This is a genomic window from Amycolatopsis sp. NPDC088138, from assembly GCF_044741685.1.
Taxonomy (GTDB): domain Bacteria; phylum Actinomycetota; class Actinomycetes; order Mycobacteriales; family Pseudonocardiaceae; genus Amycolatopsis.
On record NZ_JBIUTB010000009.1, the window covers coordinates 270,550 to 289,693 of the forward strand.

20 protein-coding genes are annotated in these 19,144 nt (G+C 71.8%); 16 read left to right on the top strand and 4 right to left on the bottom strand.

Annotated elements, in window-relative coordinates; all coding sequences use genetic code 11:
• On the top strand, nt 1-1,134 hold the full coding sequence (locus tag ACIOD2_RS45685; RefSeq protein WP_400551911.1) for an epoxide hydrolase family protein: 1,134 nt from the start codon (nt 1-3) through the stop codon (nt 1,132-1,134).
• Here the strand turns inward: ACIOD2_RS45685 and ACIOD2_RS45690 are convergent.
• Both ACIOD2_RS45690 and ACIOD2_RS45695 read right to left on the bottom strand, forming a co-directional pair.
• Entirely contained in the window at nt 1,125-1,859 is a 735-nt protein-coding gene (locus ACIOD2_RS45690) for an SDR family oxidoreductase (protein WP_400551912.1), read from the bottom strand. The genes ACIOD2_RS45685 and ACIOD2_RS45690 overlap by 10 nt on opposite strands.
• Nucleotides 1,852-2,457, bottom strand: a complete 606-nt coding sequence (locus ACIOD2_RS45695) for a VOC family protein (RefSeq protein WP_400551913.1) — start codon at nt 2,455-2,457, stop codon at nt 1,852-1,854. Before ACIOD2_RS45695 ends, ACIOD2_RS45690 begins: the two co-directional genes overlap by 8 nt.
• 132 nt (nt 2,458-2,589) lie before the next feature.
• Here ACIOD2_RS45695 and ACIOD2_RS45700 point away from each other — a divergent pair, with 132 nt between their 5' ends.
• From ACIOD2_RS45700 to ACIOD2_RS45770, 15 genes are all read left to right on the top strand, one after another.
• Nucleotides 2,590-3,090, top strand: a complete 501-nt coding sequence (locus ACIOD2_RS45700; protein ID WP_400551914.1) for a winged helix-turn-helix transcriptional regulator — start codon at nt 2,590-2,592, stop codon at nt 3,088-3,090.
• 30 nt (nt 3,091-3,120) lie between these two features.
• Entirely contained in the window at nt 3,121-3,666 is a 546-nt protein-coding gene (locus ACIOD2_RS45705) for a pyridoxamine 5'-phosphate oxidase family protein (RefSeq protein WP_400551915.1), read from the top strand.
• A gap of 13 nt (nt 3,667-3,679) precedes the next feature.
• Nucleotides 3,680-4,216 (top strand): TetR/AcrR family transcriptional regulator, encoded by a 537-nt coding sequence (locus ACIOD2_RS45710; RefSeq protein ID WP_400551916.1) that lies wholly within the window; start codon nt 3,680-3,682, stop codon nt 4,214-4,216.
• 326 nt (nt 4,217-4,542) lie between these two features.
• Nucleotides 4,543-5,367 carry an endo alpha-1,4 polygalactosaminidase gene (locus ACIOD2_RS45715; protein ID WP_400551917.1) on the top strand — a complete coding sequence of 275 codons (825 nt, stop codon included), beginning with the start codon at nt 4,543-4,545 and terminating at the stop codon, nt 5,365-5,367.
• A complete protein-coding gene (locus ACIOD2_RS45720; RefSeq protein WP_400551918.1) occupies nt 5,367-6,635 on the top strand; it encodes an ABC transporter substrate-binding protein in 1,269 nt (422 codons plus the stop codon). The genes ACIOD2_RS45715 and ACIOD2_RS45720 overlap by 1 nt, the downstream gene beginning before the upstream one ends.
• Before the next feature lie 9 nt (nt 6,636-6,644).
• Complete coding sequence (locus ACIOD2_RS45725; protein WP_400551919.1) at nt 6,645-7,571, top strand: carbohydrate ABC transporter permease; 927 nt, start codon at nt 6,645-6,647, stop codon at nt 7,569-7,571.
• A complete protein-coding gene (locus tag ACIOD2_RS45730) occupies nt 7,568-8,440 on the top strand; it encodes a carbohydrate ABC transporter permease (RefSeq protein ID WP_400551920.1) in 873 nt (290 codons plus the stop codon). Before ACIOD2_RS45725 ends, ACIOD2_RS45730 begins: the two co-directional genes overlap by 4 nt.
• Nucleotides 8,441-8,446: 6 nt before the next feature.
• Nucleotides 8,447-9,385: a carbohydrate kinase family protein gene (locus ACIOD2_RS45735; RefSeq protein WP_400551921.1), complete on the top strand. Its 939-nt coding sequence runs from the start codon at nt 8,447-8,449 to the stop codon at nt 9,383-9,385.
• Nucleotides 9,382-10,692, top strand: a complete 1,311-nt coding sequence (locus tag ACIOD2_RS45740) for an alpha-glucosidase/alpha-galactosidase (RefSeq protein ID WP_400551923.1) — start codon at nt 9,382-9,384, stop codon at nt 10,690-10,692. The genes ACIOD2_RS45735 and ACIOD2_RS45740 overlap by 4 nt, the downstream gene beginning before the upstream one ends.
• Nucleotides 10,693-10,705: 13 nt before the next feature.
• The gene (locus ACIOD2_RS45745; RefSeq protein WP_400551925.1) at nt 10,706-11,587 is read left to right on the top strand and encodes an SIS domain-containing protein; all 882 of its coding nucleotides are present in this window, start codon (nt 10,706-10,708) and stop codon (nt 11,585-11,587) included.
• A 126-nt stretch (nt 11,588-11,713) separates the two neighbouring features.
• Complete coding sequence (locus ACIOD2_RS45750; protein WP_400551927.1) at nt 11,714-11,881, top strand: ribbon-helix-helix domain-containing protein; 168 nt, start codon at nt 11,714-11,716, stop codon at nt 11,879-11,881.
• A complete protein-coding gene (locus tag ACIOD2_RS45755) occupies nt 11,878-12,222 on the top strand; it encodes a VOC family protein (RefSeq protein WP_400551928.1) in 345 nt (114 codons plus the stop codon). Before ACIOD2_RS45750 ends, ACIOD2_RS45755 begins: the two co-directional genes overlap by 4 nt.
• Nucleotides 12,219-13,628 carry an MFS transporter gene (locus tag ACIOD2_RS45760; RefSeq protein WP_400551930.1) on the top strand — a complete coding sequence of 470 codons (1,410 nt, stop codon included), beginning with the start codon at nt 12,219-12,221 and terminating at the stop codon, nt 13,626-13,628. Before ACIOD2_RS45755 ends, ACIOD2_RS45760 begins: the two co-directional genes overlap by 4 nt.
• Nucleotides 13,629-13,926: 298 nt before the next feature.
• Nucleotides 13,927-15,696, top strand: a complete 1,770-nt coding sequence (locus tag ACIOD2_RS45765) for an acyclic terpene utilization AtuA family protein (protein WP_400551932.1) — start codon at nt 13,927-13,929, stop codon at nt 15,694-15,696.
• Nucleotides 15,693-17,171, top strand: a complete 1,479-nt coding sequence (locus ACIOD2_RS45770) for a CoA transferase (protein ID WP_400551934.1) — start codon at nt 15,693-15,695, stop codon at nt 17,169-17,171. Before ACIOD2_RS45765 ends, ACIOD2_RS45770 begins: the two co-directional genes overlap by 4 nt.
• Before the next feature lie 43 nt (nt 17,172-17,214).
• Here ACIOD2_RS45770 and ACIOD2_RS45775 read toward each other — a convergent pair whose 3' ends face one another.
• On the bottom strand, nt 17,215-17,793 hold the full coding sequence (locus tag ACIOD2_RS45775; RefSeq protein WP_400551936.1) for a class F sortase: 579 nt from the start codon (nt 17,791-17,793) through the stop codon (nt 17,215-17,217).
• A gap of 4 nt (nt 17,794-17,797) precedes the next feature.
• A complete protein-coding gene (locus ACIOD2_RS45780) occupies nt 17,798-18,580 on the bottom strand; it encodes a choice-of-anchor P family protein (RefSeq protein ID WP_400551938.1) in 783 nt (260 codons plus the stop codon).
• Nucleotides 18,581-19,144 lie beyond the last annotated feature (564 nt).

The following is a 19,144-nucleotide window of genomic DNA, read 5'->3' on the forward strand; positions in this document are numbered from 1 at the left end:
ATGCCTGAGCCGTTCCACCCGAAGACCGACCCCGCCGTGCTGGAAGACCTGCGTGCGCGGCTGCGCGCGACGCGCTGGCCGGACGCGCCCGAGGACGCCGGCTGGTCGCTCGGCACCGACGTCGGTTACCTGCGCGAGCTCGTCGCCTACTGGGCGGACGGGTTCGACTGGCCGGCGCGGGAAGCGGAACTGGGGGAGCTGCTTCGCTTCCGGGTCTCGCTCGGCGGGCTCGGGATCCACTACGTGCACGCGAAAGCGGCGGCCGGGAGCGCGTTGCCCCTGGTCCTGAGCCACGGCTGGCCGGACTCGTTCTGGCGCTACACCAAGGTGATCCCGCTGCTGACCGATCCCGGCGCGCACGGCGCCGACCCCGCCGACGCCTTCGACGTGGTCGTGCCGGACATGCCGGGCTACGGCTACTCGGATCGCCCGTCCGGTCCGCCGCTGAACTCGATCGCCGTCGCCGGCCTGTGGGCCGAGCTGATGAACGTCCTGGGGTATCCGCGGTTCGGCGCCGCGGGCGGCGACATCGGCAGCCACGTGAGCCGGTACCTCGGGCTCGACCACGCTGACCGGGTGGTGGCGGTCCACCGCACCGACGCGGGCATCCCGGTCCTGCCCGGCGACCGGGAACTGGCGCCGGAGGAACGCGAGTGGTTCGACTCCGTCGCGACGTGGGGCGCGGCGGAAGGGGCCTACGCCGCGATGCACCGCACGAAACCGCAGACGGCCGCGGTCGGCCTGACCGACTCACCGGCCGGGCTGGCCGCGTGGATCGTCGAGAAGATGCGGGCCTGGAGCGATTGTGACGGCGACATCGAGCGCAGTTACACGAAGGACGAGATCCTCACGAACGTCATGATCTACTGGCTGACCGGGACGATCGGCTCGTCGATGCGGATGTACCGCGCGAACTCGGCGATCCCGGTCGAGCAGCTCCAGCGCCGGGTCGAGGTGCCGTCGGGGTTTTCCCTGTTCCCGGGCGACATCCTGCGCCCGCCGCGGGCGTGGCTGGACCGCACGGCGAACGTCGCCCGGGTCACCGAACACCTCCGCGGCGGCCACTTCGCGGCGTTCGAAGAGCCGGAGGCCTACGCGGCCGAGCTGCGCGAGTTCTTCCGCCCCTACCGCTGAACCACCTGCTGGCCCCCGTCGACGTCATAGGTCGCGCCGGTCAGCGCCGTGTTCGTCATCAGGTGGACGGCCAGCGACGCCACGTCGCCGGCCTCCACCACACGCCCGATCGGGAGCGTCTCGCGCAGCTGCGCCCGGCGGTTTTCGAGGTCGTCACCCAGCAGCGACGCCGAAAGCGGGGTGTCGACGAAGCCCGCCGCGAGCAGGTTCACCCGGATCGGGGCGATCTCCAGCGCGAGGTTGGCGACGAGCGCGGGCAGGGCGGCGGTCATCGCCGCGGTGATCGAGAGACCGACGGCCGGGCGGCGGGCGCCGGTGCCGCCGACGAACAGCAGCGTTCCGCCGGGGCGGACCTTGCCCACCGCGAGCTGCGCGACGCGCAAAGCCAGCCACAGGTGCCCGTCGAGGTGCGAGCGGGCCCGCTCGAAGTCGATTTCGGCGAGCGGCGCGTAGTACGGGCCGCCCGCGGTGACCAGCACGTGGTCGACCGCGGTCGGCAGCTCCGCGAAGAACCCTTCGAGCCGGCCGAAGTCGGTGGCGTCGAACGCCGCGGTGCGGAGTGCGCCGACTTCCCGCGCGGCTTCTTCGAGACGCGCGGGGTCGCGTCCGGTCAGGATCACGTCGGCCCCGGCGGCGCGGGCGTGGTGGGCCGTCGCGAGGCCGATGCCCGCGCTGCCGCCGAGCACGACGACGGTCTGTCCGCTCAGCTCCACGGTGTCACGCACCCGAACGGCCGTGCTGCACCATGTACTCGGCGTACCAGGCCGGCCAGTCGGCGTCCTCGTGCCCGAGCTCCTTCTCGTGCTCCCCGTGCGCGGCCGCGGCCTGGCGCAGCGCGTCGGCCAGTTCGGGGGCGGAGGAGAACGTCACGTCCGTCACCCGGCCGGGCAGCCGGGTGGTGATCTCCTGCAGCACCCAGCCGTTGCCGTCCGGGTCGCTGAACGAGGCGAACGACGCGTAGCTGGTGTGGTCCGGGTCCGGGCCGCTGACCCGCCCTTCGGTGCCGGCGTGGTGGAACACGCCCCCGGCGTCGTGGAACACCTCGCTGATCTCGACACCCTGCGCGGCGATCTCGGCTCTGGCCGCCTCGATGTCGGTGACGACGAGATGCAGGCCCTGGGCGGAACCTGGTACGGCGTCGGTGATCCGGCTGCCGAAGATCACCGAAGTGGGTGAGCCCGGCGGCGTCAGCTGGATCACCCGGAACCCGCCTTCGCCCGGGAAGTCGGCGTCTTCGCGCCAGCCGAGCGCCTTGTAGAAGTTCTTCGCCCGGTCGACGTCGGAGACGGGGAGCACGGCGATCTCGAGTTTCATGTCCGTCATCGGGACTCCTTCGGTTCTCGCGGCTCCATCCGGCGTCGCACCTTCAACATGGCCTCATCGCCGCCGATTTGCTACCGCTTGTGCGGTGCCTCATACTGGTGCGGTAATGCAACCGGTTTCGAGGTGAGAGCAGTGCGCAAGGACACGAGGTCGGGCTGTCCGATCAACCTGTCGCTGGAGATCTTCGGTGACCGCTGGACGCTGCTCGTCCTGCGTGACGTCGTCTTCGGCGGCTCGCGGCACTTCCGCGAGCTGCTGGGCGGCCCCGAGCGGATCTCGTCGAACGTCCTCGCCGACCGGCTGGCCGTGCTCGTCGAGCACGGGCTGCTCACCAGGGCCGGCGATCCTTCGCACAAGCAGAAGGTCACCTACAGCCTCACCGAGCAGGCGATCGAGCTGGTGCCCGTGCTGGTCCAGCTCAGCGCCTGGGGGGTGCGGCACCTGCCGGTGGGCGACGCGTACGCCGCCCGCGCCGAGGTGCTGACGGCCGGGGGGCCGCCGCTGTGGGAGGCCTTCATGGACGAACTGCGGGAATCCCACCTCGGACCGGGCGCGCGGCGCGGCCCGGTGCCCGGCGGTCCCACCGTCGCGGCGCAGCTGGAGGCCGCGTACCGCGCTTCCGTAACCCACTGATGATCTACCGCTGATGATCGGAGTTCACCGATGAACGACCCGACGATCCACCTCGACGACCGGTTCAGCGATCCCGGCACGCGGCCCACCGACTGGGCCACGACCCGGGAAGTGCTGGAGTCCGCCCAGATCAGCTGGCTCACGACCGTGCGCGCGGACGGCCGGCCGCACGTCACGCCGCTGGTCGCGATCTGGCTGGACGGCAAGCTGCACTTCGGGACCGGTGCCACGGAACAGAAGTACCTCAACCTCACCGCGAACCCGAACGTCGTGCTGACCACCGGCCGCAACACCTGGGACGACGGCCTCGACGTGATGGTCGAGGGGGAGGCGCGGCGCGTCACCGACCGGCCGACGCTCGAACGCCTCGCCGCCGCGTACCTGGAGAAGTGGGACGGCAGCTGGAAGTACGAGGTGGGCGAGGAAGGTCTGCGGCAGGGCGGCAACGACGCGCTGATCTTCGCGGTGGAGCCCGCGAAGGTGCTGACGTTCGGCCGGCAGCGCACGGCCGCCTCGGACACGTCGATGCTGTCGACGGTCGAGTTCACCCACACCAGCGCGCGGCCGGCGGTGTAGTTAGCTTGGCCGCATGAGAGCCGACGCGCTGCGCAACCTCGAAACCGTCCTGACGACGGGGGCGCGCATGCTGGCCGCCGACCCGGCGGCCAGCATCGGCGCGATCGCCGCCGAAGCCGGGGTCGACCGCCGCACGGTCTACCGGCACTTCGCCTCGCGTGACGAGTTGCTGGCCGCGGTCTACGACGCCCGGCTGTCGGCGGTCGAGGAGGCCGTCGACCGCGCGCGGCTGCGGGAAGCGCCGGTGCCGGTGGCCCTGCACCGCTACGCCGAGGGCATCATCGAGGTCAACCGCAAGTGGCCGGTGGAGCTGACCCGGATGATCGCCGAACCGTCCATTCAGGACCGCCGGGGCCGGATGATCGCCGAGGTGGACGCCTTCATCGCGCGCGCCACCGAGGAGGGCGTGTTCCGGGCGGACGTCCCGGAGGGCTGGGTGTACCACCTCCTGATCCAGCTGCAGCACCTGGCGTCGCGGCAGCCGTCGAGCGCCTCGGAGGCGGCGGACCTGTTGGTCGGCACGCTGCTGCACGGAGTCGGCACGGCCTGAAGGCATGCTCGAACGGCGACATCGCTGTGTCGATGGAGGATTCGGGCCGCTGAGTGTCCGGATTCCTCCATCGACGAACTTTGGGGGACTCCCTGGACCGTACAGCCAACGCAGCTGACCGGGGCCTGAAGCAATGCTCGAAACTGTCCATTAACGACGAAGAAACCCCAGTATCGAGCACTTGACATGCCCGGTCTTGCTCGCTTTACTTCTGGGCACGTCGGAACGGACGCCCCGACGTGAGAGGTACGCCCAGCCGGTATGTCGGCCTCCGCCGCGAGCCCGGACTGAGTCGCCAGGACGCGCACGTGGTCCGAGGCGGGGTCGTGCCCACCATCATCCGGAGTTCGATGATGCCCTTCTCCCGCGTTCGGTTCCTCGCCAGTGCCGCGCTCGCGGCCGCCGTCCTCGGCGGCTCCGCGTGCACGGCTTCGGCGGCCCCGGCCGCCGTCACCCCGCCGCCGGTCAAGGCGGGCTTCGACTACCAGATCGGCGGCGCCTACACCCCGCCCGCGGGCGTCCAGGTCGTCAGCCGCGACCACGGCGACGCCCCGGCCGCCGGGCTCTACAACATCTGCTACGTCAACGCTTTCCAGGCCCAGCCCGGCTCCGAGGGGGAGTGGGGCGACCTGCTGCTGCGTGACGCGAACGGCAACGCCGTCGTCGACGAGGACTGGGACGAGGCCCTGCTCGACCTGCACACCGCGGACAAGCGCACGCGCGTCGCGGCCAAGGTGAACGCCTGGATCGACGACTGCGCGGCCAAGGGCTACCAGGCGATCGAGCCGGACAACTACGACAGCTTCACGCGCTCCCGCGGTCTCCTCTCCGACAGCGACGCGCAGGCCTACATCCGCCTGCTTTCCGCCCACGCCCACGCGAAGGGCCTGGCGATCGCGCAGAAGAACACCTCCGAGCTGGCCGGCCAGCGCCAGGCCAACGGGCTGGACTTCGCCATCGCCGAAGAGTGCGGGCAGCAGAAGAACTGCGACGAGTTCACCCCCGCGTTCGGCGACCACGTGATCGTCATCGAGTACACCGACGGTGGCCTCAAGACCGCCTGCAGCCGGTGGAGCTCGCTGAGCATCGTCCGCCGTGACCTCGACGTCGTCCCCAAGGGCGAGTCCGGCTACGTCCGCAAAACCTGCTGATGGACCGGCGGGGTTTCCTGCGCGGTGTCGGCGGTCTCACCGTCGGCACCGCGCTGGCCGGCTGCGGCGCGGCCACGAACAGCGGCGGCGGGCCGGTGACGGTCGAGGTCTGGCACGGCCAGACCGACACGGGCAAGAAGGTCCTCGACACCCTCGTCGAAGACTTCCAGCGGACCCACCCCGGCATCCGGATCGACCTCGGCGGCGGTGTGCTCGCCGACGCGATGCTGCAGAAGATCACCGCGGCGCTCGCGTCGGGGTCCTTCCCCGACATCGCCTACGTCTTCGGCTCGGACCTCGCCAGCGTCGCGCGCAGCCCGAGCGTCGTCGACGTCACCGACCTCGTCGACGCGGGCCCCGGCTTCTGGGCCCCGGCCCGGGAGGCGGTCACCGTGAACGGCCGCGTCCGCGCGGTCCCGGCGCTGCTCGACTCGCTGGCCGTCGTCTACAACAAGGCGTTGTTCGAGAAGACCGGCACCCCGCCGCCCGTCGCGGGCTGGACGTGGGCCGACTTCGTCGCCACCGCAAGGAAACTCACCGATCCGGGCGGCGGGGTCTTCGGCACCGCCTGGCCGGCCACCGGCGACGAGGACACCGTCTGGCGGCTCTGGCCGATGCTGTGGGACCTCGGCGGTGACGTGATCGGGCCGGGCGGCCGCGGCATCGGGTTCGCCGACCAGGGCGTGCGCGCGCTCGAAGTCGTGCGCGACCTCGCCGCGGCGAAGGCCGTCTACCTCGACCCGAAAACCGGCAGCGAGCAGATGTACCAGGCGTTCGAGAGCGGCAACATCGGCATGGTCGTCACCGGGCCGTGGCAGCTGCCCGACATCGCCGACGCCGGGGTCGACTACGCCGTGGTGCCGCTGCCCAGCTTCAGCGGCCGTCCGCTGACGATCTCCGGGCCGGACACCTGGACGCTCTTCGACAACGGCGAGGAGCGGGTCCGGGCGGCGCGCACGTTCCTGGCCTGGCTGGCGGCCCCGGCCCAGGACGTCCGCTGGGACGACGGCGCGGGCAGCCTCCCGCTGAGCCGGGGGACGCAGCAACTGCCCGCGTGGCAGGAGAAGACCGCCGAAACGCCGGGCCTGCCGGTGTTCGTCGACGCGCTTGAGAACGCCAGGGTCCGGCCGGTGCACCCGGCCTACCCGCAGGTGTCGGCGGCGCTGGGCACCGCGATCGTCGCCGTGCTGCTCGGCCAGGCGTCCCCGGCCGACGCGCTGCGCGACTGCGCCGCGGCCGCGAACGCCGCCCTGATCATTCCGCGATAGGGAGCCGCCATGCCCGGACTGCCGAGGCCCATCACCGTCCCGCCCGCCCACCAGCACGCCAAGAGCCGCCGTCGCCGTGAGAGCGCGGCCGCGTGGGCCTACGTCTCACCCGCCGTGCTCATCATCCTCGGGCTCGGCGTGGTGCCCGTGGCCTGGTCGCTGCTGCTGTCGTTCCAGGTCGACGACCTGGTGACGCCCAGCCGGTGGGTCGGCGGGGACAACTACGCGGCGCTCGCCCAGGACCCGCACTTCGCCCAGGCGGTCGGGAACACCGTGCTGTACACGGTGCTCTACGTCCCGCTGAGCATCCTGTTCGGCTTCCTGCTGGCGCAGGCGCTGAACCGGCGCATCCGGCTGATCGGCGTCTACCGGACGCTGGTCTTCGTGCCGTTCGTGCTCTCGGCGACCGCGCAGGGTGTGCTGTTCTCCTTCATCCTCGACCCGCAGTTCGGCGCGGCCAACTCGCTGCTGCACCACCTCGGTGTGTCCCCGCAGGGGTTCCTGACCGATCCCGGGCAGGCGTTGCTGGTGCTCGTGGGTATCACGTTGTGGAGCGGCACCGGGTTCTGCGTCGTGGTGTACCTCGCCGCGCTGCAGGACGTCCCGCCGTCGCTGGTCGAGGCCGCGCGGCTGGACGGCGCGGGCGCTTGGCGGGTGCTGCGGCACGTGACGCTGCCGGCGATCATGCCGGTGACGGCGTTCCTGGTGGTGTGGCAGCTGATCACGTCGCTGCAGGTGTTCGACCTGGTGTACGTGACGACCAAGGGTGGCCCGCTCGGCTCCACCACGGTGATCGTCTACTTCGTCTGGGAGCAGGCGTTCAAGAACTTCACCGCCGGCTACGGCGCGGCGTCGGCGTACGTGCTCGCGCTGGCCCTGCTCGTCCTCGTGATCGCCGTCCGCCTGCTCCGCCGTCCCCGGAAGGTGCTGCGATGACGGCCCGGCTCGACGGCGTGCCCGCGCCGCGCGTCCTGCCCGTGCTGCGCCGCCCGCGGCTGCCGTTCAGCCCGTGGCACCTGCTGCTCGTGCCGCTGGCGCTCGTGTTCGCCGCGCCGCTGGTGTGGCTGCTGCTCAGCTCGGTGATGAGCAACGCCGAGATCAACCGGTTCCCGCCCGCGCTGTGGCCGTCCCATGTGGACTTCTCGGGCTACCGCTACGTGCTCGACAACGCGCTCTTCGTGCGCTGGTTCTCGAACTCGCTGATCGTGTCGGCGGTGACCGTGGTGTCGAACCTGCTGTTCGGCACGCTGGGCGGGTACGCGTTCGCGCGGATGCGGTTCACCGGCTCGCGGGCGCTGCTCGGGCTGATGATCGCGACGATGGCGATCCCGTTCCAGCTGACCATGATCCCGACGTTCCTGGTGATGAAGAAGCTCGGCCTGATCGACACCCTGGGCGCGCTCATCGTGCCGTCGCTGGTGACGCCGTTCGCGGTGTTCCTGCTGCGCCAGTTCTTCCTTTCCCTGCCCCGGGAACTCGAAGAAGCGGCGTGGATCGACGGCTGCTCGCGGCTGCGTGTGCTGTTCACGATCGTGCTGCCGCTGTCGCGGCCCGCGCTGAGCACGGTGGCCGTGCTGACGTTCCTGAGCACGTGGAACGACCTGACGTGGCCGCTGATCGCGGTCAACCACGACACCGTCTACACGCTGCAGCTGGGCCTGACGACGTTCCAGGGCCAGCACCACACGAACTGGGCCGCGGTGATGGCGGGCAACGTGATCACCGTGCTGCCGGTGCTGCTCGCCTTCCTCGGCGCGCAGAAGACGTTCATCCAGTCCATCACCTCCAGCGGCCTCAAGGGCTAGGCCGCCATGCCCCACTTCGACCTGCTCGTGGTCGGTGACGCCAACCCCGACGTCATCGTCGGTCCACTTCGGACGGATCTCGCGTTCGGCCAGCGGGAGCAGCTCGCCGACTCCGGCGTGCTCACCCTCGGCGGCTCCGGCGCCATCACCGCCGCCGGCGCGGCCCGGCTGGGGCTGAAGGTCGCCTTCGCCGGGCGCGTCGGCGACGACGCCGGCGGCCGGTTCGTCCGTGACGCGCTGGAAGAACGCGGCGTCGACACCACGGCGTTGCGGACCGACCCGTCGTTGCCGACGCCGTTGACCACCGTCCTGACCCGCGACGGCGACCGCGCGATCGTCACCGCACCGGGCACCCTGGCGGCCATCGGCGCCGACGACGTCCCGCCGGAGCTGCTCGCGGTGAGCCGGCACGTCCACTCGTCGTCGTACTTCCTGCTCCCGAAGCTCGCGCCCGCGCTGGCGGGTCTGCTGCGCGCCGCCCGCGGGCACGGCGCGACGACGTCCGTCGACACCAACGACGACCCGGCCGGGCGCTGGGACGTCGGGGACCTGTTGGGGGAGACGGACTTCCTGCTGCCCAACGCCGCGGAGGCGGTCCGGCTGACCGGCGCGGACGACCCGTGGGAGGCCGCCACGACGCTGGCCGCCCGCGGCCCGGCCGTCGTGGTCAAGGACGGCGCCGACGGCGCTTTCGCCTGCCGCGACGGCGAGCTCACGACCACACCAGGGATCCCGGTGACCGCCGTCGACACCGTGGGCGCCGGGGACAGCTTCAACGCCGGGTTCCTCGCCGGCGTCCTGGCCGGGCTGCCGCTCGGGACGGCGCTGCGCTGCGGCGTCGTCTGCGGTGGCTTCTCGGTCCGCGCCCGCGGCGGCACCGCCGGCCAGGCCACGTGGGACGACGTCCTCGTCCACCTCGAACGCACCGAATCGGATCACGCATGACCACCCCCAAGATCACCTTCGTCGGCGCGGGAAGCGTCGTGTTCACCCAGGGCCTGCTCGCCGACCTGTTCACCTACCCCGAGCTGGACGGCGTGCACGTCGCCCTGCACGACATCGACCCGGAACGGCTGGCGACCGCGCTGGCCGCGGCCCGGCAGATCGCCGCCGTCCGGGGCGTGAAGCCGGTGCTCACCGCGCACGCCGACCGCCGGGAAGCCCTGGCCGGCGCGGACTTCGTCGTCGACATGGTCCAGATCGGGATGGGGGAGTCGACCCGCACCGACTTCGCCGTCCCCGAGCGGTACGGCTTGCACCAGACCATCGGCGACACGCTCGGCATCGGCGGGATCTTCCGCGCGCTGCGGACGTTCCCGTTCCTGAAGGGACTCGGCGCGGACATCGCCGAGGTCTGCCCGGACGCGTGGCTGCTGAACTACACGAACCCGATGGCGATGAACGTCCAGTACCTGAGCGAGGCCACCGGGCTGACGCGGGTCGTCGGGTTGTGCCACTCGGTCTACTGGACCGTGCACGGGCTCGCCGAGCTGGTCGGGGTGCCGTTCGACGAGGTCACCTACGTCGCGGCCGGCGTCAACCACCAGGCCTGGGTGCTGCGGTTCGAGCACGGTGGCACCGACCTCTACCCGCGGCTGGCGTCACTCGCCGAGGGCGACGAGCAGTTGCGGCGGCGCGTCCGGTTCGACATGTTCCGGCGGCTCGGTTACTACCCGACGGAGACGAGCGAGCACTCCGCCGAGTACGTGCCCTGGTACCTGCACCACGACAGCGAGATCGAGCGGCTGCGGCTGCCGGTCGGGGCCTACCTGGAGATCGTCGCGGAGAACGAGGCCGAGTACGAGCGGACGCGCCACGCGGTCGCCGCCGGTGAGCCGCTGCCCGTCGAAGGCACGAACGAGTACGCACCGCAGATCATCCACAGCATCGTCACCGGGACGCCGCGCACGGTCTACGGCAACGTCGTCAACCGCGGCCTGATCGAGAACCTGCCCGCCGGCGGGGTGGTCGAGGTGCCGTGCCTGGTCGACGGCACCGGCGTCCGGCCGACGCGGATCGGCGCCCTGCCGCCGCAGCTGGCCGCGCTCAACCGGACCTACCTGAGCATGAACGACCTGGTCGTGCGCGCGGCGATCGAGGACGACCCGCGCCACGTCCGGCACGCCGCGATGACCGACCCCGCCACCGCGGCCACGCTGCCGGTCGAGCGGATCTGGGAGCTGTGCGACGACCTCGTCCGCGCGCACGGCGACCGCCTCCAGCCCGCACTGCGCACCCTTCTCGGCCACTGAATTCAGGAGAACGATGTCCCACACCTTCGACGAGATCACCAGCCAGCCGGAATGCTGGGCGCGCGTCCTGCAGGAACTGCCGCAGCACGCACCGGCGTTGCCCGCGATGGGGGAGCGCGTCGCCGTCATCGGCTGCGGCACCTCGTGGTTCATGGCGCAGAGTTACGCGCAGCTGCGCGAGGACGCCGGCCACGGCCTGACCGACGTCTTCGCGGCGTCGGAGGCGAAGCTCGACCGGCCGTACGACCGCGTGCTGGCGCTGACCCGCTCCGGCACGACCACGGAGATCCTGACGGCGCTGGAGCGGACGAAGCCGGGCACCCGCGTCACGACGATCACGGCGGTGGCCGACTCCCCGGCGGCGGGCTTGTCCGACGACGTCGTCTGCCTGCCGTATGCCGACGAGCGTTCGGTGGTCCAGACCCGGTTCCCGACGACGCAGCTGCTGCTCCTGCGTGCCCACCTGGGCCTGCCGACAGACCAGGCGCTGGCGGACGTCGTGGCGGCCTTGGACCGCCCACTCGACCCGGAACTGCTCACGGCGTCCCAGATCTCGTTCCTCGGTGCGGGCTGGCACGTGGGCGTGGCGAACGAGGCGGCGCTGAAGGTCCGCGAGGCGGCGGCCTGGTGGACGGAGTCGTACTCGGCGATGGAGTACCGCCACGGCCCGATCGCGGTGGCGGCCCCGGGCCGGGCGGTGTGGAGCCTGGCGCCACTGGACCCGGGCCTGGTCCGCCAGATCGAGGCGACCGGCGCGCACCTGCACCAGGGCGAGCTGGACCCGCTGGCCGAGCTGGTGGCGATCCAGCGCCTGGCGGTGGCCCTCGCGGAGGCCGCGGGCCGCGACCCGGACCGCCCGGCCCACTTGACCCGCTCGGTCGTCCTGGCGAGCTGACCCGACCCCGGGCTGAAGTGCCGTGAAGGCCACCTTGAGGGACTCAGAGTCCCTCAAGGTGGCCTTCACGGCGTTCCGGGTCCTGCGGCCTAGCTAGGTAGCTGGCTAGCGTGCTAGCATTCTGTCATGAGCGACAAGGACGTCAAGCAGTTCAACGTGTACCTGCCGACGGACTTGATCCGTGAGGTCAAGCACCACGCCGTGGACACCGGGAAGTCGCTGTCGGCCCTCGTGGCCGACGCGCTGCGCCAGTACCTGGCCGCCACGGTCGACTCCGAAGGAGAACAGCGATGAAGAGTGACGGCGTCGAAGCCCTGTACCTCGAGACCCACAACTGGGGGAAGGCCGCCCAGTTCTTCCGGGCCCTCGGGTTCGAACTCGACTTCGAGACCGACCACAACTCGGGGCTGCTGCGCAACGGCGACGGCGCGTACCTGTTCGTCGCCGAGGTGCCCGAGGACCGGCCGACCGGGATGCAGGTCGTCATCAAGGTCCCCGCCGAAGACGGCTTCGAAGCCGGTGCGCCGGTCGAGGTCGTCAGCCCGTTCGAGGACACCCACTTCGGGACGCGCGAGATGAGCGTCCGCGATCCCGACGGGCGCACGTGGATCCTCCAGGCACCGTCCGGGAAATGACCGAGCGGCGCACACTCGGGATGCTCGTCGTCATGATCGGCGTGCTCGTCGCGGCGGTCGACGGCACGATCGTCGTGCTGGCGCTGCCCGCGATCGAAGCCGACCTGGGCATCTCGCTCTCGGCCGTCACCTGGGTGGTGATCAGCTACCTGCTGGTCGTCACGGTGCTCGCCACGCAGCTCGGCCGGCTCGGTGACGTGTTCGGCCGGGTGCGGATGTACCAGGCCGGCTTCGCGGTCTTCGTGCTCGGCTCGGTGCTGTGCGCGCTGTCCTGGGACGCGGCGAGCCTCATCGGTTTCCGTGTCCTGCAAGGTGTTGGCGCCGCTTTGATCGCCGCCAACAGCGGGGCGATCATCGCCGAGCTGTACCCGCCCGCCGAACGCGGCCGCGCCTACGGGTTCAACGCCTTCGGCTTCTCCCTGGGCTCGGTCGTCGGCGTGCTGCTCGGCGGGGTCATCGTCACCTACGTCTCGTGGCGCTGGATCTTCTGGATCAACCTGCCGATCGGGGTGGTCGCGCTGGTGCTCGCCCTGCGGGTGCTGCGCGACCGCGGCGAGCGGACCCGCCGCCGGCTGGACCTGGCCGGCATGGTGACGCTGGGGGCGGGCCTGTTCTTCGTGCTGTGGGCGATGACGGAGCTGGCCGCCGAACCGGTGAACGGCCGGCAGCTCGCCTTCCTGGCGATCGGCGTGGCGCTGCTGGTGGCGTTCGTGGTCGTGGAGCGGCGGCACCCGGACCCGACCGTGGACCTGTCCCTGTTCCGCATCCCCGCGGTGACGCCGTCCCTGCTGGCGTCGCTGCTGCAGGGGCTCGGCAGCTTCGCCGTGCTCTTCCTGGTGATCATGTACCTGCAGGGGCCGCGCGGCCTGAGCCCGATCGACGCGTCGCTGCTGCTGCTTCCGGGTTACGTGCTCGGAGCGGCGGCAGGCCCGTACGCCGGCCGGCTCGCCGACCGCCTGGGGCCGGTGCTCCCGGCGACCGCCGGGCTGGGGTTGTCGGTCGTCGCGCTGGTGATCTTCGCCCGGATGACGGCCACCGGCAGCCTGTGGCCCGCCGTGGCCGGCAACGTCGTGCTCATGATCGGCGGCAGCTTCTTCTACCCGGCCAACAGCTCGGCCGTCATGAAGGCCGCGCCGCCCGGCCGGCTGGGGATCGCCTCCGGTGTGCTCCGGACGTTCGCCAGTGTCGGCATGGTGTTCTCGTTCACCACGGCCATGCTGGTCGCCGCGCACTCGATCCCGCGCGGCACGGCGTTCGCCGTCTTCGTCGGCACCACGAGCCTGCACGGCCCGCTCGCCACGGCCTTCACCGAAGGCCTGAGCGCGGCGTTCTACGCGATGACCGGGATCATGGCGCTGGCCGCGGTCTTCTCCGCCCTCCGCGGCCGCCGGCTCGCCCGGGCGTGACCGGGCCGTGCCGCCCCCTCGGCGGCACGGCCCGCGGGCTCCAGTTTGCCCGCCGCCCGGGTACAAAACGTTGCAGAGACCTTGAATCCGCAGGTCAGGGCCCATGCCGCACCGAGCGGACACGAACGAGTGAATCGATCTCCGCGGCCTCAACGCTGTTCACCGGCGTCGCGTCGGCGAAGACGGAGAAGGTCTGCTACTCCCTGCGCGTCGGCGAGGATGCTGTCGCGCCGGCGGGGATGCCGCGGCCGCCCGGGGCGGCTAGCGTCGGAGGCGGCCGACGGCGGAGGGAGCCGGGATGCGGGACCGGGCGATCCGGATCGCGAACTTCTCCGGATACCTCGGCGACCGCTACACCGCGCTCGCCGAGGCCCTGGACGGCGATCCCGTCGACGTCCTGGCCGGGGACTACCTCGCCGAGGTCACCCTGGCCATTCTCGCCGCGCGGTACCGGCGTGATCCCGCCCGCGGGTACGTCGAGTACTTCCTCGACCAGCTGCGGCCCCACCTCGCGACGCTCGCCGAGCGCGGCGTCAAGGTCGTCACCAACGCCGGGGGCTTCCACCCCGCCGCGCTCGCCGACGCCGTCCGCGCGGCCGCCGCCGAGGCCGGGGTCACGCTGTCGGTCGCGCACGTCGAAGGCGACAACCTCCTGGCGGACCTCGGTGAGCTGGCCGCGGCGCACCCGCTGACCCACCTCGACACCGGGCGTCCCCTGTCGAGCTGGGACACCACGCCCATCGCGGCCAACGCCTACCTCGGCGGCTGGGGCATCGCCGCCGCCCTGGACGGGGGCGCGGACGTCGTCGTCTGCGGGCGGGTCACCGACGCGTCCCTGGCCGCCGGGCCGGCCGCGTGGTGGCACGGCTGGCGCCCGGGGGACTGGGACCGGCTCGCCGGCGCCGTCGTCGCCGGGCACGTCGTCGAATGCGGGCCGCAGGCCGTCGGCGGCAACTTCTCCGGCTTCACCGGCGTTCCCGGCATGGCCCGGCCCGGGTTCCCGATCGCCGAGATCGACGCGGACGGCGGCTGCGTGATCACCAAGCACACCCGCGACGGCGGCACGGTGAACGTCGACACCGTCACCGCCCAGCTCGTCTACGAGATCCAGGGCCCGCGTTACCTCAACCCCGACGTCACCGTCCACCTCGACGACGTCCGCCTGAGCCCGGCCGGCCCCGACCGGGTCGCGATCACCGGCGCGACCGGCGCTCCGCCGCCCCCGACGACGAAGGTCGCGGTGTTCGGGCAGATCGGGTACAGCGTCGTCAACACCGTCTACGTCACCGGCCTCGACGTCGACGCCAAGGTCGCGCTGCTGCGCGATCAACTCGGCCGCGACCGCCCGGACGGCGTCGAGCTGGACGTCACGCGGATCGGCGTCCCGGCCGGGGACCCCGGCAGCCAGTGGGACGCGACCGCCGCGGTGCGGATCATGGCGACCTCCCGCGACCGGGAACCGTTGGAGCGCTTCGGGCTCTCGACCCGGATCGGCGGCCTGTACCTGCAGAGCTTCCCCGGGTTCTTCCACGACGGCGGTGGTGAGCTGGCCGTCCGGGTGCGGCCCCGGATCGACTACTGGCCCGCCGTGCTGGCCGCGGACGTCGTGCCGCACCGCGTGGTTTTCGGGGACGGGCAAGCACAAGACGTCCCGTCACCGCCGGAGACGTCCATTGTGGACCAGCCGGCACACCCGGAACCCGACGGGGAACCGGCCGGGACCCGGCTCGTGCCGCTCGGCACCGTCGCGCACGCCCGCAGCGGGGACAAGGGCGGCAACTGCAACGTCGGCGTCTGGGCGTCCGATCCGGAGGCCTGGCCTTGGCTGAGGGGCACGTTGAGCACCGCCGGGCTCCGCAAGCTGCTGCCGGAGACCGCGGACCTCGAGATCGTCCGGCACGAGTTCCCGCACCTGCGGGCCGTGCACTTCGTCCTGCGCGGGCTGCTCGGCACCGGCGGCTCGTCGAACCTGCGCGTCGACCAGGTCGGCAAGGCGGTCGGGGAGTACCTGCGCGCCCGGCTCGTCGCCGTACCCGACGAACTCCTGAAAGGGGAGGACCACCGATGACGCTCACCGAACGGGTCGAGCACGCGATCGCCCACCCGGCGGCCGGCGACGCCTTCGACCCGCACGCCGAGCTCGCCGATCTCCTGTCCGGCATCGGGATGAGTCCCGCCGACACCGGCGGCACGATCACCTTCGACGGCGCCGACCCGGTCGTCCCGAGCACGCTGCGCCTCGGCGGCGCGTCGGCGATCGCGCTGGCCGCGAAGTCGGCGGCGGTGGCGAAGCTCTGGCGGTTGCGCGGCGGCGAGGGGCAGGACATCGGCGTCGACCTGCGCGTCGCGCCGCACCGGCTGTGCCCGTTCTACGACCGGAAGTGGGAGCTGGTCAACGGTTTCCCGCAGAGCGCGGCGGCCAACCCGAGCCAGGCGCTGGGGTTCCGCTTCTACCGCACCGCCGACGACCGCTGGGTGATGCCGCTCAACCCGTACCCGAAGATCAAGATCGCCGCGCAGCGCCTGCTCGACGTGCCGGAGGACCCGGACCGGGTGGCCGCCGCCGTCGCCGGCTGGAAGGGCATCGAGCTCGAAGAAGCCGCCGTGGCGGCCGGGACCGTGCTGCCGATGCTGCGCACCACCACCGAGCTGCTCGCCGAGCCGCACTACCGCGAGACTCTGGCCGATCTGCCGCTGATCGAGATCACCAAGATCGCCGACAGCGACCCGGTGCCGCTGCCCCCGGGCGCCGCCGACCCGCTGTCCGGCGTCCGCGCGCTGGGCATGGGCCACGTGATCGCCGGCGCGGGCGTCGGGCGCGCGCTCGCCCTGCACGGTGCCGACGTCCTCAACCTGTGGCGCCCGGGCGAGCTCGAGCACGACGTCACCTACGTGACGGCGAACGTCGGCACCCGGTCGGCCGTCGTGAACCCGTACAACGAAGAAGGTGCACAGAAGATCCGCGAGCTGCTGAGCACCGCGGATGTCTTCTACGCCAACCGAAGGCCCGGTTACCTCGCCCGCATCGGGCTGTCCGCGGAACAGGCCGCGGCGACCCGGCCGGGGATCGTGTACGCGACCGCGTCGCTCAACGGCGAGCACGGGCCGTGGGCCGGCCGGATCGGGTTCGACCAGACCGCCGGCAGCCTCACCGGCATGATGCACCTGGAGGGTGACGGCGAAACCCCGGCGCTGCCGCCGATCCTCGTTGTCAACGACTACATCGTCTCGTGGCTGATGGCCGCGGGGATCGTCGAAGCGCTGACGCGGCGGGCGACCGAAGGTGGCAGCTACCGCGTGCACGTCTCGCTCACCCGCGCCGCGCTGTGGATCCTGAGCATGGGCGTGTTCGACAAGGCCTACGCGCTCGAGACCGCCGGCCGCGGGGAGGCGCACGCCTACCTCGACCCGGAGACCTTCACCGCGGACACGCCGCTCGGCCACTACCAGGGGGTCACCGACCAGGTCCGGATGTCCGCCACACCGGGCCATTACCGCACGGTCCTGGTGCCGCGCGGCTCCTCCCGTCCCGAGTGGTCGTGAGTGGTTAGGGCGGTTCTAACCGCCCTAACCACTCACGACCTGGCTACTGCACCAGTTTCGCGTAGACGATCACGTTGTCGAGGTAGTTGCGGCTCGCCGCGTCGTACTTGCCACCACAGGTGATCAGCCGCAGTTCCGGCTCGTTCGTGTTCCCGTACACGGCTTCGGTCGGGAACTCCTTCTTCGCGATCTGGGCGACCTTCGTGACGGTGAACGTCAGCTTGCCGCCGTCGGCGCGGTCGACGTGCACCTGGTCGCCCGCCTTCATCTCGTGCAGCCGCCAGAAGATGCCCTTCTGGTGGTCGCCGTCGATGTGGCCGAGGATCACCGCCGGGCCGACCTCGCCGGGGGTCGGGCCGTACTCGTACCACCCGGCCTGCAGCGGCTGGTCGACCGGCGGGACCTCGACGGTCTTGTCGGCGTTGAGCCCGAGCGACACCAGCGACGACTGCGCCGCGATGGCGGGGACGTCGATCGCGGTGGGCAGGGACCGGGTCAGGCCGGCGGGGGCGGCGGCCGCGGCGGCGGCGGGTGCGGGCGCCGGGTTCGCGGCGGGCGGGGTGGTCCCGCCGCATCCGGCGAGCAGCAGCGCGGTGAGGACGAAGAGAAACGCGCGGCGCATCGGCTCAGCCCTCGGCGGCGAGGCTGCCGTCACCGGTCTGCGGGGCACCGGCGGGGACGACGGTCACCTGGCCGGGGGCCTGCGGACGCGGCGGGGCCTGCGGCGCGTGCTCCTTGGCGGGGCCGCAGGTCACCGAGGAGAGCTTGATGTCCCCGCTGCCGAGCGCGCCCGTGACGTCGCCGCCGAGCAGCTTGACGTGCAGCGCGGTCACGTCGAGGCCGCCGTCGAAGCGCTGGTTCTGCTCGTTGACGGTCACCTCGACCACGCCGGGGATGCCGAGCCGCGTGTTGGGCGCGGCCGCCGCGGGGATCGTGCCGAGCCGGCCGAGGTTGACCCCGGCCAGGTCGCTGCTGCCGACGACCTTGCCGTCGGCGGAGCCGCAGCGGGCGCTGATCAGGCGCGCCGTCGGCGTCCGGCCGGCGACCGCGGCCAGCACCGGGAGCGTCGTTTCGACGATGCTCGCCTTGCTCGCGACGGAAGTGCTGTCGGAGACGACGGAGCTGGAGATCGCCTTGGCGGTGACGAGCCCCTTCAGCGGGACGTCGGCCACGTTCGCCGACGTCGGGCCGGCGCTGCTCGAGGGAGCCAGCTTGCCGGTCTCGACGGTGATCCCCTTGCCACCGGCCAGGTCCTTCAGCACACCGGGGAGCAGGGAAACCTCGGCGGACGCCCCGAAAGCGGAGCCGGTGACGGCGTCGTCGGCCGCGGCGACACCGGTGGTGCTCGCAGCCAGGACGACGGCGGTCAGGCCGGCCAGGCTCCCGGCTCGGAGCATGGTTGTGCGCATGAACGAGGTCCTTTCAAAGAAATGGGCCGCGAAAACGTGCGGCGACGGCGGGCCGAGCGTGACTCGGTCCGCGGAGGAAAGCTCGGCCACGCTATCAAAATCGCGCTTGCTGCCAAGGAAGCCGAGTTCCGCGGTGGTTACCCACGTTCGCAAAACGTGATCTTCGGGAAATCAAACAACTCGAAGTGGCCACTTCGGCACCGCACATTTCCCCGATGATCGACGGCGAGTAGTGGCCATTGCGGCATTCGGGGCGGTTCACCAGGCACCGTGACACGTCCGAGTGATTACTCGGCTGGGGCGCGGCGAACACGCGCAGTGATGTGACCGCCACGGCATTCGACGCGTTCGATTTCCTCGTGCTGCGGATCGGCGGGAGCTGTGCGTGGCCGGTCGGAAGGCCTGTGGCCGTCGCTTCGCGGGTCGTTCGCGGGTCGTTCGCCGGTCGTGGGGGGGGCCCCCCCCGGGGGGGGGGCCCACAGGGGGGGCCCCCCCCCCCCGGGGGGCCCCCCGGGGGGGCCCGGGGCCCCGGCCCCCGGGGGCCCCGAAAAGTGGGATTGACCC

Coding starts and splice junctions, on each gene's coding strand:
- ACIOD2_RS45760 (WP_400551930.1), top strand. CDS start 12,219: ATGACCGAGCGGCGCACACTCGGGATGCTCGTCGTCATGATCGGCGTG.
- ACIOD2_RS45745 (WP_400551925.1), top strand. CDS start 10,706: ATGTCCCACACCTTCGACGAGATCACCAGCCAGCCGGAATGCTGGGCG.
- ACIOD2_RS45750 (WP_400551927.1), top strand. CDS start 11,714: ATGAGCGACAAGGACGTCAAGCAGTTCAACGTGTACCTGCCGACGGAC.
- ACIOD2_RS45765 (WP_400551932.1), top strand. CDS start 13,927: ATGCGGGACCGGGCGATCCGGATCGCGAACTTCTCCGGATACCTCGGC.
- ACIOD2_RS45730 (WP_400551920.1), top strand. CDS start 7,568: ATGACGGCCCGGCTCGACGGCGTGCCCGCGCCGCGCGTCCTGCCCGTG.
- ACIOD2_RS45725 (WP_400551919.1), top strand. CDS start 6,645: ATGCCCGGACTGCCGAGGCCCATCACCGTCCCGCCCGCCCACCAGCAC.
- ACIOD2_RS45710 (WP_400551916.1), top strand. CDS start 3,680: ATGAGAGCCGACGCGCTGCGCAACCTCGAAACCGTCCTGACGACGGGG.
- ACIOD2_RS45770 (WP_400551934.1), top strand. CDS start 15,693: ATGACGCTCACCGAACGGGTCGAGCACGCGATCGCCCACCCGGCGGCC.
- ACIOD2_RS45775 (WP_400551936.1), bottom strand. CDS start 17,793: ATGCGCCGCGCGTTTCTCTTCGTCCTCACCGCGCTGCTGCTCGCCGGA.
- ACIOD2_RS45695 (WP_400551913.1), bottom strand. CDS start 2,457: ATGACGGACATGAAACTCGAGATCGCCGTGCTCCCCGTCTCCGACGTC.
- ACIOD2_RS45755 (WP_400551928.1), top strand. CDS start 11,878: ATGAAGAGTGACGGCGTCGAAGCCCTGTACCTCGAGACCCACAACTGG.
- ACIOD2_RS45705 (WP_400551915.1), top strand. CDS start 3,121: ATGAACGACCCGACGATCCACCTCGACGACCGGTTCAGCGATCCCGGC.
- ACIOD2_RS45740 (WP_400551923.1), top strand. CDS start 9,382: ATGACCACCCCCAAGATCACCTTCGTCGGCGCGGGAAGCGTCGTGTTC.
- ACIOD2_RS45720 (WP_400551918.1), top strand. CDS start 5,367: ATGGACCGGCGGGGTTTCCTGCGCGGTGTCGGCGGTCTCACCGTCGGC.
- ACIOD2_RS45780 (WP_400551938.1), bottom strand. CDS start 18,580: ATGCGCACAACCATGCTCCGAGCCGGGAGCCTGGCCGGCCTGACCGCC.
- ACIOD2_RS45685 (WP_400551911.1), top strand. CDS start 1: ATGCCTGAGCCGTTCCACCCGAAGACCGACCCCGCCGTGCTGGAAGAC.
- ACIOD2_RS45735 (WP_400551921.1), top strand. CDS start 8,447: ATGCCCCACTTCGACCTGCTCGTGGTCGGTGACGCCAACCCCGACGTC.